15 protein-coding genes are annotated in these 16,896 nt (G+C 40.7%); 11 read left to right on the top strand and 4 right to left on the bottom strand.

The window, feature by feature from the left end; genetic code table 11:
• Positions 1 to 10 precede the first annotated feature (10 nt).
• A complete protein-coding gene (gene bcsR, locus PTRA_RS11410) occupies positions 11 to 196 on the bottom strand; it encodes a BcsR/BcsP family cellulose biosynthesis protein (protein ID WP_011328817.1) in 186 nt (61 codons plus the stop codon).
• A gap of 118 nt (positions 197 to 314) precedes the next feature.
• Between bcsR and bcsE the strand changes: the two genes are divergently transcribed.
• From bcsE to PTRA_RS11390, 4 genes are all read left to right on the top strand, one after another.
• Entirely contained in the window at positions 315 to 1,928 is a 1,614-nt protein-coding gene (gene bcsE, locus PTRA_RS11405) for a cellulose biosynthesis protein BcsE (RefSeq protein WP_058373858.1), read from the top strand.
• Between the two features lie 176 nt (positions 1,929 to 2,104).
• Positions 2,105 to 3,682, top strand: coding sequence for a cellulose biosynthesis protein BcsG (gene bcsG / locus PTRA_RS11400; RefSeq protein ID WP_058373857.1), 1,578 nt, complete (start codon positions 2,105 to 2,107; stop codon positions 3,680 to 3,682).
• Between the two features lie 130 nt (positions 3,683 to 3,812).
• A complete protein-coding gene (gene tyrR / locus PTRA_RS11395) occupies positions 3,813 to 5,369 on the top strand; it encodes a transcriptional regulator TyrR (protein ID WP_011328814.1) in 1,557 nt (518 codons plus the stop codon).
• A 128-nt stretch (positions 5,370 to 5,497) separates the two neighbouring features.
• On the top strand, positions 5,498 to 6,034 hold the full coding sequence (locus tag PTRA_RS11390) for a thioesterase family protein (protein ID WP_011328813.1): 537 nt from the start codon (positions 5,498 to 5,500) through the stop codon (positions 6,032 to 6,034).
• Between the two features lie 74 nt (positions 6,035 to 6,108).
• On the opposite strand, the gene PTRA_RS11385 is transcribed toward PTRA_RS11390, so the two are convergent.
• The gene (locus PTRA_RS11385) at positions 6,109 to 6,762 is read right to left on the bottom strand and encodes an OmpW/AlkL family protein (protein ID WP_058373856.1); all 654 of its coding nucleotides are present in this window, start codon (positions 6,760 to 6,762) and stop codon (positions 6,109 to 6,111) included.
• A 242-nt stretch (positions 6,763 to 7,004) separates the two neighbouring features.
• On the opposite strand from PTRA_RS11385, the gene PTRA_RS11380 reads away from it, so the two are divergent.
• The 7 genes from PTRA_RS11380 to PTRA_RS11350 all read left to right on the top strand — a co-directional run bounded on the left by PTRA_RS11380 (position 7,005) and on the right by PTRA_RS11350 (position 14,144).
• Complete coding sequence (locus PTRA_RS11380) at positions 7,005 to 8,423, top strand: MATE family efflux transporter (RefSeq protein ID WP_058373855.1); 1,419 nt, start codon at positions 7,005 to 7,007, stop codon at positions 8,421 to 8,423.
• A gap of 50 nt (positions 8,424 to 8,473) precedes the next feature.
• Positions 8,474 to 9,394 (top strand): 2-hydroxyacid dehydrogenase, encoded by a 921-nt coding sequence (locus PTRA_RS11375; protein ID WP_058373854.1) that lies wholly within the window; start codon positions 8,474 to 8,476, stop codon positions 9,392 to 9,394.
• A 458-nt stretch (positions 9,395 to 9,852) separates the two neighbouring features.
• Positions 9,853 to 10,638: an SDR family oxidoreductase gene (locus PTRA_RS11370; protein ID WP_058373853.1), complete on the top strand. Its 786-nt coding sequence runs from the start codon at positions 9,853 to 9,855 to the stop codon at positions 10,636 to 10,638.
• Positions 10,639 to 10,646: 8 nt separating this feature from the next.
• Positions 10,647 to 11,108 carry a MaoC family dehydratase gene (locus tag PTRA_RS11365; protein ID WP_058373852.1) on the top strand — a complete coding sequence of 154 codons (462 nt, stop codon included), beginning with the start codon at positions 10,647 to 10,649 and terminating at the stop codon, positions 11,106 to 11,108.
• Between the two features lie 152 nt (positions 11,109 to 11,260).
• Positions 11,261 to 12,277: an AraC family transcriptional regulator gene (locus tag PTRA_RS11360; protein WP_058373851.1), complete on the top strand. Its 1,017-nt coding sequence runs from the start codon at positions 11,261 to 11,263 to the stop codon at positions 12,275 to 12,277.
• Between the two features lie 130 nt (positions 12,278 to 12,407).
• Positions 12,408 to 13,178 carry a class II aldolase/adducin family protein gene (locus PTRA_RS11355; RefSeq protein ID WP_058373850.1) on the top strand — a complete coding sequence of 257 codons (771 nt, stop codon included), beginning with the start codon at positions 12,408 to 12,410 and terminating at the stop codon, positions 13,176 to 13,178.
• A 39-nt stretch (positions 13,179 to 13,217) separates the two neighbouring features.
• Entirely contained in the window at positions 13,218 to 14,144 is a 927-nt protein-coding gene (locus PTRA_RS11350) for a TauD/TfdA dioxygenase family protein (RefSeq protein ID WP_011328804.1), read from the top strand.
• A gap of 245 nt (positions 14,145 to 14,389) precedes the next feature.
• Here the strand turns inward: PTRA_RS11350 and PTRA_RS11345 are convergent, their stop codons facing one another.
• Both PTRA_RS11345 and PTRA_RS11340 read right to left on the bottom strand, forming a co-directional pair.
• Positions 14,390 to 15,895, bottom strand: coding sequence for an FAD-dependent oxidoreductase (locus tag PTRA_RS11345; protein WP_058373849.1), 1,506 nt, complete (start codon positions 15,893 to 15,895; stop codon positions 14,390 to 14,392).
• 225 nt (positions 15,896 to 16,120) lie between these two features.
• Positions 16,121 to 16,888: an SDR family oxidoreductase gene (locus tag PTRA_RS11340; protein ID WP_058373848.1), complete on the bottom strand. Its 768-nt coding sequence runs from the start codon at positions 16,886 to 16,888 to the stop codon at positions 16,121 to 16,123.
• Between the last annotated feature and the right edge of the window lie 8 nt (positions 16,889 to 16,896).

The following is a 16,896-nucleotide window of genomic DNA, read 5'->3' as shown; positions in this document are numbered from 1 at the left end:
AGTTACCTATTTATTTTGTGGCATTAACTGCACTGTCTATTTCCTTTAATAAAGGATACTTATTTATTGTTTTTATATTTTGTTGTTGATTAACGATTTCGACATAATCGTCACTTTGGCCGCCAAAACGATGCGATAAGTTTTTAATGTCATTTGATGTTAACGTTTTTGATTCTTTAAAAGCTAAACTTCTCATTGATAGTTATACTACTTTGTTAATACACTTTATTTTTTAAAGTGGACTTTATTTAGCTATTATATATAGAATAGCGCTTAAAACTAGTGAAAAAGTATTTTAAAATAAGGGTTTTTAATTGCATCAGCTTAATATATCGGGATTAGAGCCTTTTGCCAAAGAGCTACAAACGGCCTCAAGCTATGCTGTTTTAGCCCCTCAAGATAATATAGTTATCGAATTCGTGTTACATTGTGTTAACGAAAGTTACTTGGGTGATGTATTTATTGTATCGACGCAGGTTGAATCATTTTTTGATCTTCCTTCCTCAACTAATTTAATTACAGCATACGAAAATAAACAGGTATATCCATTTTCATTCAGCGCACAAAAAAAAGATTTAGGTGTTAAGCTATTAGTAAAAAAAATGCTCAATGAACTAAGTGCTTACTCAGAAATAACTGAATCCTTGATTTTTATTCATTTTAGTACAGAGCAATTAGAGTCTATTAAAGAACCTGAAGTGGAACAGCTGATAGAATATTTTACGCTATTTATTAAGCGTACTAATGCCACATTATTATTATTAGTGTCTGGCCCTGAAATTGTTAAGTATCGCTTTATAATCAGGAGTTTAAATAAACTATTCGATGGTAGTGTTTTTATAGATGATGCTGCTACACGTACTCTCGACTATGATTACTGGCGCCACAGTTCGGGTATATTTACTAACGAGCAATACCAGCTGGTGTTTAAAAATAAGCAGTTAATAGCGCAGAAAACTATAGTCAACGAAGCTAAAAAGCACGGTGGTAAAAACTTTTTTGATGAAGATGATGTTTGGCTTGTGCAAAGTGCAGTACCTGAAGGGACAAAGCTGCCTGTTTACTACCAAACAGTAAAAGACAATAAAGATCTGTTTGATAAAGGCCCCAGGCTAGCAGCCGCGACACTAGTTTTTTCGGTTACCCGTTATACAGACCTAACCCAATTGGCAAAGCATTGTTTTGAATTAAGAAAGCACTGTGGTCGTTGGTTAAAATTAGTAATTCAAAATGTAGATGGTATAATTCGTCATCAAGATGAGTGTTTATTTTTAACTCTTGGCGTAAACCTGATTTTATATAGTTTTTCTGAGCCGTCACGATTATTATCGCAAATTCAGTCAATACAAGGTTTTCAATTTTCCAGGCCATTACCTCCCTCTGTTGAGCATGTACTGCAGTACACCGAAAATACTTTTTCGAAGGGATACTTACCCTTTATAGAATTTACTCGTCAGGTTGAAATACACAGTGACTCAGCGGTTAATTTAGGGGTGAGTGGTGTGTTAGTAAAGTTAGAACTTTTACCAAGAATAGACCCCATACACCCACTGCACTTATTTCATATAAAGCGCGAAGGCGATGTGTTTAGCGTTGCAGATAATACAATTTATTTATATTTACACGCGTGTAGAGAAAACGATGTAGATAATGCGATTAAACATTTATTTAAATTAGAAATTAGTGACTTTTTTGTGCAGCAAAATCTAATATCGGATCACTTTTATATTCAACAAGAATGTAAGCAACTCAGGCGTTTTTATAAAGATAAAAGCGTTATCGATTATTCTGAGCAGCTAACAGAAAACAACAGCTATGAGTTTGCCCCCAGTTTAATTGTAAATACAGCGATTGATATTGAAAGTCCCGAACTTGTTATTACAGAGCGCGCTGATGCAACACCTATAGTAATGAAGTTAAGAGTATAAATTATGAGCATGAATCAATTTATTATTACAACCTTATTGGCAATGTTGCTTGGTGGTGTGCTTTGCTTAGCGGGGTCGTTTATATTAACGAAATTAAAAAAATACTATCAACAGCTCTCTTTTAAACACCAAGTTTTAGAGCCGTATACGTTTAAAAAAACTGAAAAGGATAAACCGTGAAGTTATCGGGCTTAGGTATTTGGAATCTCTATTTTTTAGTAAAGTTTGTACTTTTTTATTATGGTGCGATTCAATTTGATTTTTTAAGTAATGCCGCTTTAGCTGCCTTATTTGCACTTACCTTTAGTAATTCACAAGTAGATAAACTAAAGCATTTAATTGGCGCGGTGTTTGCGATTGTATTGCTTTATAAAGACTCGTGGTTACCGCCAATTGATAGGTTAACCAAACAAGCGGGAAATATTCAAGATTTTAGTTTAGATTATTTTGTTGAGTTGTTTGGCCGCATAGTTAATTACGATATGCTGCTGGGCCTATTTATTATTGTTGTTTGTTTTTGGTATACCTCGCAGTGGATCCGCTTTACGACAGTAACAATAGCTGGATTAATTTTTATAGGTTACCAAGGTGCGTTAAAGCCAAATGATATGGCAGTGTCGGTGCAAAATACGCCTAATCAAGAGCAAGTGTTTAGCAATACTGCTGTAGTTACCCAAAAGCCAGATTCTGTAGAACAGCAATTAAATGATTTTTATAAGCAGCAGAGCCAATTAGTTAGCTACTTTCCAGATGAGTATAACGGCACGCAATTTGACGTTGTTGTTTTAAATATATGCTCCCTAGCTATTGCAGACTTAAACGCTATAGGTGTTAGTTTGGATGATATTTATAGTGATTTTGATATTGTGTTTTCTGATTTTAATTCAGCTACGTCCTACAGTGGTCCTGCCGCTATTAGGTTACTACGAGCAAGTTGTGGGCAAACAAGCCAACCAGCACTGTTTGATGATGCGCCAGAGCAATGTCACTTATTTAATAACCTAGAAAAGCTAGGATACGACAGTCATTTAGTTATGAATCATGATGGCCATTTTGACGGCTTTAAAGATTTAGTGAAAAAACAAGGTAAGCTAAATAGCCCACTATTTGACACCACATCATTACCCGTTGCGCAGTATAGCTTTGACAGTAAACCTATTTATTCAGACGGGGCGGTGCTAAGTAGTTGGCTTGAAGAGCAAGGCGATAGCTGCGCACCTTGCGCTATGTATTACAATACGATTAGCTTGCACGATGGCAATCAACTGGCTAACAGCAGACGCATGAATAGTGATGAAAGTTATCCTATTAGGCAACAAAATTTATTTTCAGATATTAATCAATTTATTAAAAGCTTAGAAAAACGCGGCCGCAACGTGATGCTAATGTTAGTGCCAGAGCATGGCGCGGCACTACAAGGCGACAAAGTACAATTTGCAGGCCTGCGCGAAATACCGAGCCCTTCAATAGTAACAGTGCCAGCGGCAATTAAGTTTATTGGTCCTGACCTGCCTCGTATGTCGCAAATAACAGTGACAAATACAAGCAGTTACTTTGCTCTGTCTGAGCTGGTAACTAAGGTGATGAAGAGTAATTACTTTGCAGGGAAAAATAATAATATAGCAGAATTAGTAAGCCAGTTACCCACTTCGCAAAAAGTAGCAGAAAACGCCGGAACTATAATGATGTATGTTAATAAACGGCCGTATATTCAATTAGATGGCGGTGAATGGACTTTATATCCCCAAGGGTGAGTTGTTTTATTACACTTATGCTTAAGCAAAAAAAACGCATATATGTCCAAATTTGTTTACATTAAACTATCCAGCTGATCAGAGTTAGCGTATTATTCAGCGCAAATAGTTTCCCCTTATTTGAGGCTGTATGCGTTTAGATATTCATTGTGCGGATCGAGTTGGTATTGCCCAAGAAATCCTTAATATTTTAGTTAACTATAATGTTGATTTAAAAGGGATTGAAGTCGACTCAGTTAATTGTCGTATGTATGTTAGCTTTCCTGAAATTGAATTTGAGCAGTTTCAAAAAATCATGCCATCAATTCGCTTAATTGATGGTGTGCATGATGTACGCACCACGGCATTTTTACCCTCAGAGCGTGAACATAACGAATTAAATACACTACTAAGAGCACTACCAGATGGCGTTATTTCAATAGATGCCAAAGGTTGGGTGCGTTTATGTAATGACGCAGCGTGCAAAGATTTACAACTAACAGAAAAAGAAGTTATTGGTGCCAATATTAATAACTTACTTAAAGGTTTTAATTTTACTCGCTGGCTTGAGGGCAAAGAAGTGCTTGGCCAAACTACGCGCGTAGAAGTGGCTGGTGAAGATTTTATTGCGGATATTTTACCCATTGCTGTTCCGCAAAGTAACGAGGGCGATGTGCTAGCCGGTGCGGTAATAAATATTAAATCGCAAAGTCGCTTAGGCCAACAAGTAAGTGCTTTTAGACGCTATGGACAAGAGAGCTTTGCTACTATTCATAACTTTAGCACTGCAATGCGCCGAGTAGTGCGTGAAGCACGTAAAATGGCGCAGTTAGAAGCGCCTATTTTAATTACTGGCGAAACCGGTACTGGTAAAGAGTTACTCGCACGTGCATGTCATTACGCTTCTAATCGCTCTGTTAAGCCTTTTATTGCTTTGTCGTGTGCCTCGCTGCCCGATGATGTGGCCGAGTCTGAATTATTTGGTTATGCCGGTTACGAAGAGAACGCCGCGCCAAAACGTGGCGTACTTGAACAAGCCGATGGTGGTACCGTATTTTTGGATGAAGTGGGCGAAATGTCTACTCAATTACAAACCAAGTTATTGCGCTTTTTACAAGATGGCACATTTAGAAAAGTAGGCGATGAAAACGAAGTAAAAGTTAATGTACGTATTGTTGCAGCCACTCAAAAAGACTTACCTGCTATGGTACAAGAGGGTGTTTTTAGAGAAGACTTATATTACCGTATTAACGTTTTAACGCTAGAAATAGCACCACTGAGAGATCGCAAAGCCGATGTGGGGCCGCTTGCTGAGCACTTTATTCAAAAGTACGCACAGCAAAATGGTCATGATGTGCCGTTGTTATCACAAGAGTGTTTAAGCTTTTTACAAGATTATCCGTGGCCGGGTAATGTGCGCCAATTAGAAAACGCAATTTACCGTGCTGTGTCTTTATTAGATGACAGTGAATTACGCGTTGAACATTTACAGCTCCCTACATTTACCCATGATTTAGGGTATTTAGAATCAGATTTTGAAGGGTCACTCGATCAAGCAGTTAAACGCTTTGAGGCTACGTTATTACGTAAGCTATATCCTGCTTATCCTAGCTCACGCCAACTAGCAAAGCGCCTTGGTTTAAGCCACACCGCGGTGGCAAACAAGTTACGTGATTATGGTATTAACCGTAAAACAGTAAAAGTTTAGTAACGCAAAGTAATAACTATAAGCTTAAACGTGCGCGGGTAGCTTATAGTTATTTGCTTTAATAAAGTAAACTTTGGCTAAACGCGTGTGATACACTTAATTTAACTTTAACTGGTAAGACCTCTGCTGTGAACTTATATATTCGACTTATTTTATTGTTTTTTAAAATTAAACGTAACCATGACTATCAACACTTACTTGATACGGTAGATATTGATTACAAAGCCCTGCCAACAGATTGCGATATAAACTTACATTTAACTAATTCACGTTACTTGGCTATGATGGATTTATCGCGCACTTGGATGACAGAGCGGGTGGGTTTATTAAAGCACATATTAAAACGTCGTTGGTTTCCAATTGTAAATGCGACTGCTATTACTTATATTCGCGATATAAAACCTATGCAGCGTTATACAATTAGCACGCGCTTAGTGGGTTGGGATCATAAGTACTTTTATATAGAGCAAAAATTTCACTCTCAACGTGGCTTACACGCAATTGCTTATGTGCGCGGCGTATTTAAAAGTAAAAAGGGCATAATTAGCATTGAAGAAATGCTGGAAGTGGCTGACTTTAAAGGTGTAGCCCCTATTTTACCAAGTGAAGTAATGCACTGGAAAGAAATGTTGGAGCAGAAAAAAGTAACTAATTTACCACGATAATAATAGTTATGAATAATAATCAATAGTTGAAAAAAAAGGCCTTACGGCCTTTTTAACACACATGCTTATTACTATTAAAAGCTATATTTAACCCCAAACATTGCCACAATTGGGTCAATTTTTACGGTTGACGTTAATGCTTGAGCGCCATCGGCATAGACAGTTGCATCAGTTTCAATATCCATAATTGAAACCATAGCGTGTAGGCCCCATTTTTCATCTATTTTATAGTTAGCACCCACTTGCGCTACAAAGCCAAACGAATCATCAAGTTTAACTTCTACATCATCGGTTCCAAGTACTGTTTTTAGTGCTTGAGAAGGTTGCTCATCAAAGAAAGTTGTATAGTTAACACCTACACCAACAAAAGGACGAAACGCGTAGCTTGAATCTAAAAAGTGATATTGCGCTACTAACGAAGGAGGTAAATGCTTAATATTAGCTATTTTATTGCCCGCTAAACCACCCGCGCCATTTATATCATGTGAAAACGGCGTAGCTGCAATTAGCTCTAACACCCATTGCTCATTAAAAGCATAATCAAGGGTAATACCTAACTGAGTATCTGAACCCGGATTAAGTCCTAGGGCAGAATTATCGTTAATTGGTGAGCTAGTACTATCAGGGTTTACGTTTATAGCACCCACATTTACGCTAAAATTAGCGTGTGCAGCAGGAGAGAGTGCTAATAAAGAGGTGAGTAATGCAATGCTTAATTTAGTTTTCATGTTGTTCTCCAAGAACTACTTTGTGATTGCCGCTATTATTATTCTTTAACACAAACAATAACTTGTTTTAGATCAAGGTTTCAGAAATGTTTGAAGTTAGCAAAACCATTTATTGATTTAGATTAAGTTTCCCCACAGTACATAGCAAAAGCAATTGACTTATTTAGGTAATATTCAGAATAAAATCAGCCAAGTTTGTTAAACTCATCTTTATGTATCCCTTTCAATATTAAGCAGGTTAAATGAACGCTACCCAGCAGCTATTTCTTCATGGTTCAATTTCTAAAGCGCTGTTTAAGTTAGGTATTCCTATAATTTTAATCAATGTTTTGCAGTCGGCGTATCAACTTACCGACGCTTTTTGGGTGGGACGTTTAGGGGCTGCGCAAGTTGCTGCTGTGTCTATTAGTATGCCTGTTACTTTTTTAGTCATTGCCATAGGTGCAGGGTTGGCGATGGCGGGGGCTATTTTATCGGCGCAATATATGGGAGCAGGGCAGCAAGACAAAGTAAATCATGTTGCCGCGCAAACCATGTTAATGGTGACGCTAACAGCCATAGTGCTGGGGGGCATAGGTTATATGCTATCGCCTTATTTTTTAACCCTTTTAGGGGTAGAAGACGCTGTTTATGGCGATGCACTTAAGTTTATGCATGTGTCGTTTATTGGGGTTATTTTTGTATTTATTTATGCCATGTTTCAATCGTTAATGCGTGGTATTGGCCAAACAAAAGTACCGCTAATTATTGTTAGCGTGACCGTATTGCTTAATTTTGTACTCGATCCGTTATTTATTTTTGGCTATGGCAGCTTTCAAGGCTTAGGGGTAATGGGAGCTGCACTGGCAACCTTAGTGACGCAGAGCTTAGCTGCACTTGCTGGGGTAATTATATTTTTACGCGGCCGTCATGGTATTCAATTACAGCTAAAAAGTTTTTACCCCGATTGGCAATATATAAAACAAGCCTTTTTTTTAGGCGCACCGGGTTCAATTGAATTGTCGGCACGTGCTTTTGGCTTAATTATCATGTCTTTTTTAGTGGCAAGTTTTGGCACGCAAACGATTGCATCTTACGGTGTTGGCTCCAATGTTTTACAAATGGTGATGATCCCAGCAATGGGTTTGTCGATGGCCGTGTCTACATTAGTGGGGCAAAATATGGGCGCAGGAAACCCCAAGCGCGCTGCGCAAATAACCCAGCTAGCTAGTTTGTGGGGCTTACTAGGCCTATCGTTTGTAGGGGGATTAGCCTATTATTTTGCCGAGGTTTTAGTTGCATTTTTTATTCCCGATGATGGGGCTGTAATCGCTAAAGGCGCAAGTTTTATTCGCATAATGTGTTTAACTTGGGGGGGAATTGGTGTACAACTTTGTGTCGTGGCTGCTTTTAGGGCATCAGGCAATATGCTTAATGCTATGTTAGTTGCCCTGTTATCACAGGGGGTTGTACAGTTTCCTGCGGCGTATATTTTATCTAAACATACGCAATTAGGAGATAACGGTATTTGGTATTCATTTGCCATTACCAACGTAGTTATTGCGCTTATTACCTATGCGTGGTTTGCTCAAGGTTCGTGGCAAAAAACTATTTTAACCAAAGAAGACAAAGACATAGCAAAAATTAGCCAAGAAGCTTTCATCGAAGAAGGCAGTCACTAAACATTGCGGTGGGTTTTGCTGCCGTATAATTAACTTTATAAGGAATAACTATGTCTGTTTTGGTTGCTATAGGGGATCGTGATAATTCTAAGCTGGTGTCGCAGTTACAAGCACGCTTACCTAATATACACATTGAGCAATATTCACAGTGTGAAGATTTCAGTAAAGTTGAGTTTGTATTAGCCTGGTATGCACCAAAAGAACTATGGGCACAATTACCTAATTTAAAAGTAGTGTCGTCGTTTGGTGCTGGGGTTGATAGCATTGATTTAGATTTGCTGCCAGAGCATGTTGAAGTGGTGCGTATTGTTGACTCCCAATTAGAAATAGATATGGCCGAGTATGTACTTACTCACGTACTGGCGCAAAAACTACAATTAAAAGAATATTATCAAAAACAAGCTGCAACGCAATGGAAGCCAAATAGGGTGTTAAGTCACAACAAAGTGGCTATTTTAGGTTTTGGTCAATTAGGCAGAGCCTGTGCGCAAAGACTCGTTGATAATGGCTTTAGCGTGAGCGCGTGGGCACAAAGCCATAAAAACGTGAATAACGTGACCATGTATTATGGTGAGCATGGGCTAAACGAAATGCTGCCTAATACAGATTACTTAGTATGCTTATTACCGCTGACCGAAAACACAGCCGGAATTATCAACAAAGATTTATTGGCTAAATTACCCGCTCATGCAGTATTAGTAAATGCAGCACGCGGCCAGCACGTAATAGAAGATGATTTATTACAGGCACTTAATAGTGACAGTTTACGCGCCGCCACGCTTGATGCGTTCGATCAAGAGCCATTACCAAGTGAGCATCCATATTGGCTGCATCCTAAAATAACCATAACACCACATTGCGCTGCATTATCAGATGTTAACTGCGTTATTGAACAAATTGAAGTGAGTATTCAATGCTTAACTAATGGCACACCACTTAAAAACCGTGTTGATAGAACCAAAGGCTATTAGCCACAAAGAAAATGATTTGATAAACATCTTGTTAACAGGTGTAATTTTTATTATTGTATGAAACTTATTCTTACTAATAAAAATAATATCGAGAATACTATGAAGTCTAATCAAGGCGGCGTTAAATTAAGTTTAGTGGTTATATCTATTATAATTTTAGGAGTATCGGCGTGGTTTAACCAAGCAAATGCTTGCGAGCTTGCGCTAATACTCCATTAAAACAAAACCTATGCTGAGTTTTTATGAAACCTAGTATAGGTTTTTTGCTATAAGCACTAAAATTATCTCCTTAATTAGTTATCTAACTTAAGCCTTCAGTATGCTGCTCGTGTATCACACCACAATTTCATTCTTATATTGCTAATAGTTATCGGGTTAGTCCAGATTGACGATGATAGTTGCTCAGCGTCAGCCTTATGCTGGGTGCTAAATTAATAAGCACGACATCGGAGATAAGAATGACGACAGCACCTAAGTACGTAGAAGGGCATAACCTGTTACGTGGAAAATCGGTTTTAGTAACGGCCGCCGCAGGCGCGGGCATTGGCTTTTCAGCCGCATTACGTGCAGCCGAAGAAGGGTGCCGGGCATTAATGATATCTGACATTCATCCACGTCGTTTAGATGAAGCTGTAGCTAATATAAAAGCGCAAACAGGTTTGCAACAGGTGTTTGGTCAATTGTGCGACGTAAGCCAAGAAGAACAGGTTCAGGTATTGATCAATGCAGCTGAGGATAAACTTGCCGGTGTTGATGTGCTTATTAATAATGCTGGTCTAGGTGGTCAAACCGCAGTGGTAGATATGAGCGACGAGCAGTGGAGTAAGGTGATGGACATTACTCTTACCGGTACATTTCGTATGACCCGTGCAATGCTGCCATTTATGCAACAACGCAAGGCAGGTGTAATCATTAATAATGCCTCAGTATTGGGTTGGCGAGCACAAAAAGAGCAAGCACATTACGCCGCTGCTAAAGCCGGTGTTATGGCATTTACTCGCTGCTCGGCATTAGAAGCTGCTGAGCATGGAGTGCGAATTAACGCGGTATCGCCATCAATCGCTTTACATGAATTTCTTAAAAAAGCCTCAAGCGCCGACGTACTTGAGCAATTAGCCTCAAAAGAAGCTTTTGGTCGTGCTGCAGAAGTGTGGGAAATTGCCAACGTGATGATGTTTTTAGCCAGCGATTACTCGTCTTACATGACAGGCGAAGTTGTGTCTGTTAGTTCGCAGCGCGCTTAGGGGGCAAAATGGCAAATCAAATAATTACTAGCAAAGCGCAATTACTCGCTTCAACCGGACTTGATTTAGGCGTAAGCGACTGGATTGCAGTAGAGCAAAGCCGTATTGATATGTTTGCCGAGGCAACGGGAGATCATCAATGGATCCATGTCGATCCCATTAAAGCTGCAGAAGGCCCATTTGGTGCATGTATTGCGCATGGTTATTTAACCTTATCTTTGGTCAATTATTTTTTACCACAGTTGGTAGATGTGCAAAATATAACCATGGGAGTTAATTACGGCTGCGATAAAGTACGCTTTCCTAATGTGGTTAAAGCGGGCAGTAAAGTACGCGGCACAGGGCAAATAATTAGTGTGGAAGAAGTTAAAGGCAGTGTGCAAGTGATCACGCGAGTAACCATTGAAGTGGCAGAGCAACAAAGGCCAGCCTGCGTGGTAGATACCATTAGCCGTTACTCGTTTGTCTAAAAATGTTGGTTAAACACGACTAAAGCATAACACTTAAACAGCTAGCGGTTATGTTACAAATAATAGTATTAAATTGCTTCATATAAGTGTGCAATTTAAGAGTAACGGTTATTGATAAAAGGTTGGATTTAATTACACAAACGAGGGGTAACATGGTCAATACTGATACGCGTTATATTATTTGGTTGCTGGATTTTTTATCTAGCTTGGGAATGGATACCAATGCCATTGCTGCCAACAATGGTATCAGTCGCAGTGAGCTCCACAAACCTAATGTGCTCATTAATGCTAAACAGCACCGAGGTTTACTAACTGATGCACAGCAGTGTTATGAGGGCAGCGATCTTGGGCTCATATTAGGTTTAAAACGCTCTATTGCTACCCACGACCAACTTGCATATTTAATGATGAGCAGTGCGACGCTACGCGATGCCAGCCATATTGGGCTTAAATATCAAAATTACTCAGGCCGGTTTTCTGGAAATTTAGTAGTGACCTCCTTTAGTGAAATTCAAGCCGAAGGCTGTTATCAAATTGACGCTAAAACTGAGCTGGGTGAATTGCGGGTATTAGCAATAGAGGATTTGCTTGCCAATATAGTTACTACTTGTCGTTGGGTGCTTGGTCAAGCATTGCCTATTACTAAACTACGTTGTAATTATCCGGCGCCAGTTCATGCTGAGCGTTACCAAGCCATTTTTAATTGCCCCGTCGAATTTGATGCCCCAGTAACCCAGCTATTTTTTGATGCTGCGATTCTTGATCGACCACTACCGCAGTCGAGCCCAGAAAGTGTCAACTTTTATAAAAAACTGTGCGAAGAAAAAAGCATTACTCGAAATCATGGCGACATAGCTTGGCGCTTGTCGCAAATAATTGTTGAAGATCCGGCAAGTCCACCATCGCTGCACGATGCAGCACTAAAGCTGCATTGTAGTTGCCGTACCTTGAGCCGTAAATTATTAGCACAAGGTTGGCGCTATCAACAACTAATAGATCAAGTAAGAGAAATTCATGCGCGGCGACATTTGAGCGATCCTACGTTATCAATCACCCGCATTGGTCAGCAACTTGGGTATGCCGATAGTTCGGGGTTTCATCGCGCTTTTAAAAAATGGACTGGGTTGTCGCCAAGTGCTTTTCGCCATGCGTTATTTGCGGTGCGCTAATAGCTAGTTAATGGCCAGATCGGATAACAACTTGGCGCAATGAGACAAGCTTTATTAACCACTCAGACCTATTATTTAAACCATTATTTAACATGTTTATTTTGCACAGCAACAGAAAGGTATAATAATAATGAAAAAATATGATGGCCTTAATCAATCAATGCTAGAGCGCTTTGCCACTCGTCCGGGTCGCAAAGAATTATTACCAGAGTTAAGCGAAAAAGCGCAAGTTGCGCTTATGTGTCGCATGCTTATTCGTGAAGGATGGGATGAGCATATTGCAGGGCATATTACTTACCGATTAGAAAACGGTAATATTTTAACTAACCCATGGGAGCTCGCTTGGGGGGAGTTAACCGCCAGCGATATCGTTACGCTAGATCCAAAGGGCAATGTGCTTGATAGTGATTGGAATGTGACCCCAGCTCTTGGTTTGCACTTACAGCTACACGCAATGCGACCTGACGTACATGTTGTTATTCACAATCACCCGCATTGGAGTGGTATTTGGGCTTGTATGCAAAAAGTGCCGCCAGTATACGACCAAGCAAGTGCGTATTGTGGTGTTGAATTACCACTTTATGATGAATATGAAGGCACCTTTGAAAACGAAGCAACTAGCTTGTCAGCCGTTGAAGCACTTGGGGATGCTAAGTGGGCATTACTGGCAAACCACGGCTCGTTAGTGGTAGGTAAAAACCTGCGCCAAGCACACCTAAGAGCAATTACTTTAGAGTGGCGCAGTAAACGCGCGTATGAAGTGGAATTAGCAGGTGGCGGACGACCATTAAGTGATGAAGAAGTTAAAAAAGTATCTATTGCTGACGACAACGGTTTCCCTTTTGTTTGGGAAGCAATGGCGCGCAAAGAATTACGCCTAGATCCAGGTTTAGTCGACTAAATTTGTCGGATTCACTTAGCTAAGTAGAAGGAATAAAAAATGAAGCTTACAGTAACTCCGCTTGATAATGTTGGCGTAGAGGTGTCGGGTTTCGATATTAACGAGCCACTTACCGATGAAATAAAAGCTGAACTTAAAGCACTATGGTACGAACACGCTATTTTAGTGTTTCGAGATCAGGATATTAGCCCTGAAAAGCAAATTGAGTTTAGTCGCATTTTTGGCCCGTTAGAATTACATCCGTTAAAAGTTACTACCAGTGATAAGTATCCAGAGTTATTTGTGCTACAAAATGGTGGTCCTATGGATAAGTTTCAAACTGCGTTTTATAAAGGCGAAGAAATTGTGGGTCGGTTAGATTGGCACATGGATTTGCATTATACAGCGCGTCCAAATCATGGTGCCTTATTACGTGCTGTGGTGGTAGCAGCAGAAGATGGCATGACCGGTTTTGGCGATTTAGCAAAAGCGTACGATGCACTAGACGACGACACTAAAGCTTTAATTGAACAGCTAGAAGTAGTTTACAGCTTTAGTATGCAGCGTCGCCATATGCGCTACGTTAACTTAGACGGTTATGAGCCAGGCCCTAACAGCCCAACAAAACCAACCGATATTGGCTTTCCTGACTTTTCTGACGCAGCTTACCCTATGGTAGTTACGCACCCGATCAGTGGTCGTAAAGTGCTAGAGGTGGTAGAGCAGTTTTTAGATAGAGTTGTTACTCCGCAGCAATTTGGTTTATCGAATGATGAATCTATAGAGCTACTTGAGCGACTAGTTGCGCATGTACAAAAGCCGGAATTTACTTACTTTCATAAGTGGCGCGAAGGCGACATGGTACTGTGGGATAACTGGCGTGCAATGCACTGCACTACCGGCACTAAGCCTGGGATCAATCGCGTTATTAACCGCACCACCATTGAAGGCGATATAACGCTTGGCCGTGTGTTAAAAACAGAATAACTTATACAATACATCAATTGCAGCAGCTTAAATTAACCAGCTGCTGTTTTTTATATCTGCCATTAATACTTACCAACCTCTACACGACATTTCAATCTGCTAATTTTTAATCTATAGCATGCACTTAATAGACTTGCTTTTAATGCGGTGATTTATTGCCTAAGCAGAATAAGTAAATTAAACCGTTACGCTGTTCGCTATAACGGTTGTTAAATTAAGTACTAGGGCGTGTTTATTTTTCGAGGTTAAATTGGCAGGTGCTTAGCGGCGCTGCGCCCAGCGAGTCTGCCAAAAAAAGTGGCATCTCCAACCGACATACCACTGGCATATCCCTTGGCTGTGCGTGGTAATCCCGCGGTTGCTCGACCAGCAGCATAAAGTCCACTTATTACTTCATTGTCTAAATTAACCACTTCACCCGTAGTGAGTGTTTTTAGCCCACCAAGCGTAAATATCAGCGGACCTTTTGTACCAGGCATAATTACAGCTGTCATTTCACTTGCAGAGTATTCTAATAAGGCAAAAGGGGGCTTGTTTAACGGTTTTAGCCACTCGGCGGTTTTATGAAATAGTGGGTCTTGTTTATTGCTGGCGTGCTGATTGAAGTAGCTAACAGTTTGCTCAAGCATACCGGCCGGGAAGGACGCTTCACTGGCAACTTCTGCTATGCTATCGCCAGTGGCAACAATGGCTGCACGTTGTAAATAATGTGACGCCTCAAAATCCTCTTCTTGTACTAATAAATAAAACTTTTGCTCAGCTTGTTGGCAAGAATAATGCGCCAGCCTGGCTAAATACGCATCTTCATTTATATAACGCTGACCGTGTTTATTCAGTAAAATTCCGTAGGTTAGCTTTGCTGGTGGATAGAGCGGAAACGACATAAAAGCCTGTTCCATATTGATAGTTTGCCCGCCGACCGCTTGGCCTAATTGAATACCATCCCCCATATCGAAGGTGTTGCCATAAGGTACGCAATACTCAAGTAGATCAGGCATATATTGGCGTGTCATGGTGTCGTTCATTACAAAGCCGCCAGTGGCTAATACCACACCACGAGTTGCGCGAATCGCAATTTCTCGGTTGTCGCGTTTAGCAATTACGCCGCAAACACGATTATCTTTACCTACTAATAAAGCAATAGCGCGACAATCATTAATTACCTCAGCGCCCGCAGCTGCTATGCGCTGCATTATGGCATCCATAAATATTTTACCGCCTTCGTCGCCCACTTTAGAGGGCACGTGACCGCGTGGAACGGGCTTAGCAATGGCATTAAAAGGGTGAGCTTTTTCATTACCGGTAAATAATAACGACTCATCACTGAGTGGCACTACTGTACGCTCTAAAAAGGCTGCGCGTTTATAGGGTACACCAAGAGATTCAACCCAATCAAAATGTCCTGCAGCGCCTTGTGCATAGCAACGCATTTTATCTTCATCGCCATACGGGCCAAGTGCTTCGCGTAAATAAGCCAGCATGTTTTCGGTGCTATCTTCTACACCTAACTCTTTTTGTAATGCGGTGCCGCCACTGCCGCCTAAATACATTTCACAACTAGATAATGCAGTCGAGCCACCCCCAGCGCTGGCACGTTCTAAAATAGTAACCTTAGCACCTAAGGTTGTAGCTTCTAATGCGGCGGCGGCTCCTGCGCCGCCATAACCACACACAAGTACGTCGGTGCTAATATCAAAGTGACTAATCGATTCAAAAGCGCGAACTTTGTGTGTGCTCAGTATTGGGTTCATGGTATATCCTTATAAGTATTTAATCTGAACTCTGGTTAAGAGATTTACTAACGTATTGAATCATCGTTATATTTAATTTTATTTTCTCTAGCCAGAGGTTTTCAGTGAAAACAAGGCGAATTTACACGTCAATAACTGGCCTATTGCAAGAAAATTCAACGCAGTTAGCGCTGAAAATAGCTGGTTGAGATAAGTTTATTATCCGGAGCTCAGGTTATTTAGTGTTTAAAACTTGCCACTGCGCATCATGGCGTCCATACCACCATCTACATAAATAATGCTGCCATGTACAAATGAGGCTTGGGCTGATTGTAAAAAACTGACCGCATCGGCAATTTCACTTGGCTGACCATTGCGACCAATAGGCGCAACAAAGTTACGTACGGCTTCGCCAAAACGTGGATCTTGCTTAGAGGCTTCGTGCAGTGGAGTTTCAATTGCACCGGGCGCAACTAGGTTAATACGCACGCCGGTACTTCCCATTTTAACGGCTAAACGACGACAATACACAGTGAGCGCGTATTTTGACGCCGAATAGGCTATTTGTGGTTGGCCAAGCTCATCTGCCAGTGCGCGAGCGGCTGGCTCGTCATTGTTGAGCATTAACTCAATAATAGGGTGTGGATCTGCCACTTGTTGACTAGCGGCCACTGAGCCAATAACGGTAATAGCTGGCTGCTCACCTTTAGCGAGTGCAGGTTGGAGTAATTCAATTAACTCGGTTGAGCCAAAATAATTAACCGAAACCACTAAACTGCTACTTGGTGCGGTAACGCCAAGGCCCGCACAACAAACTAGGCCATCTAGCTTGCCATTGGCTAATTTGATAACTTGCTCTGCGGCATTAGCGCGACCTTCGGGAGATGATAAATCGGCATTAACCTCGGCTTGATGGCGGTCTATGCCGATCACGGTATGACCTGCTGCGCGTAGTTTTTCACAAACGGCGGCGCCAATCCCTGATGCTGAACCTGTAACTGCGGTAACTGACATAATAAACT

The sequence above is a fragment of the Pseudoalteromonas translucida KMM 520 genome (assembly GCF_001465295.1).
In the GTDB taxonomy this organism is placed as follows: domain Bacteria; phylum Pseudomonadota; class Gammaproteobacteria; order Enterobacterales; family Alteromonadaceae; genus Pseudoalteromonas; species Pseudoalteromonas translucida.
Note: the sequence above shows the minus strand (reverse complement) of the source record. Positions and strands in the feature narration are given on the sequence as shown.

Bases quoted from the DNA above. Each gene is read 5' to 3' on its own strand.
- PTRA_RS11380 (WP_058373855.1), top strand. From the start codon at position 7,005: ATGAACGCTACCCAGCAGCTATTTCTTCATGGTTCAATTTCTAAAGCG.
- tyrR (WP_011328814.1), top strand. From the start codon at position 3,813: ATGCGTTTAGATATTCATTGTGCGGATCGAGTTGGTATTGCCCAAGAA.
- PTRA_RS11340 (WP_058373848.1), bottom strand. From the start codon at position 16,888: ATGTCAGTTACCGCAGTTACAGGTTCAGCATCAGGGATTGGCGCCGCC.
- PTRA_RS11370 (WP_058373853.1), top strand. From the start codon at position 9,853: ATGACGACAGCACCTAAGTACGTAGAAGGGCATAACCTGTTACGTGGA.
- PTRA_RS11385 (WP_058373856.1), bottom strand. From the start codon at position 6,762: ATGAAAACTAAATTAAGCATTGCATTACTCACCTCTTTATTAGCACTC.
- PTRA_RS11360 (WP_058373851.1), top strand. From the start codon at position 11,261: ATGGTCAATACTGATACGCGTTATATTATTTGGTTGCTGGATTTTTTA.
- bcsR (WP_011328817.1), bottom strand. From the start codon at position 196: ATGAGAAGTTTAGCTTTTAAAGAATCAAAAACGTTAACATCAAATGAC.
- PTRA_RS11345 (WP_058373849.1), bottom strand. From the start codon at position 15,895: ATGAACCCAATACTGAGCACACACAAAGTTCGCGCTTTTGAATCGATT.
- PTRA_RS11365 (WP_058373852.1), top strand. From the start codon at position 10,647: ATGGCAAATCAAATAATTACTAGCAAAGCGCAATTACTCGCTTCAACC.
- PTRA_RS11355 (WP_058373850.1), top strand. From the start codon at position 12,408: ATGAAAAAATATGATGGCCTTAATCAATCAATGCTAGAGCGCTTTGCC.
- PTRA_RS11350 (WP_011328804.1), top strand. From the start codon at position 13,218: ATGAAGCTTACAGTAACTCCGCTTGATAATGTTGGCGTAGAGGTGTCG.
- PTRA_RS11375 (WP_058373854.1), top strand. From the start codon at position 8,474: ATGTCTGTTTTGGTTGCTATAGGGGATCGTGATAATTCTAAGCTGGTG.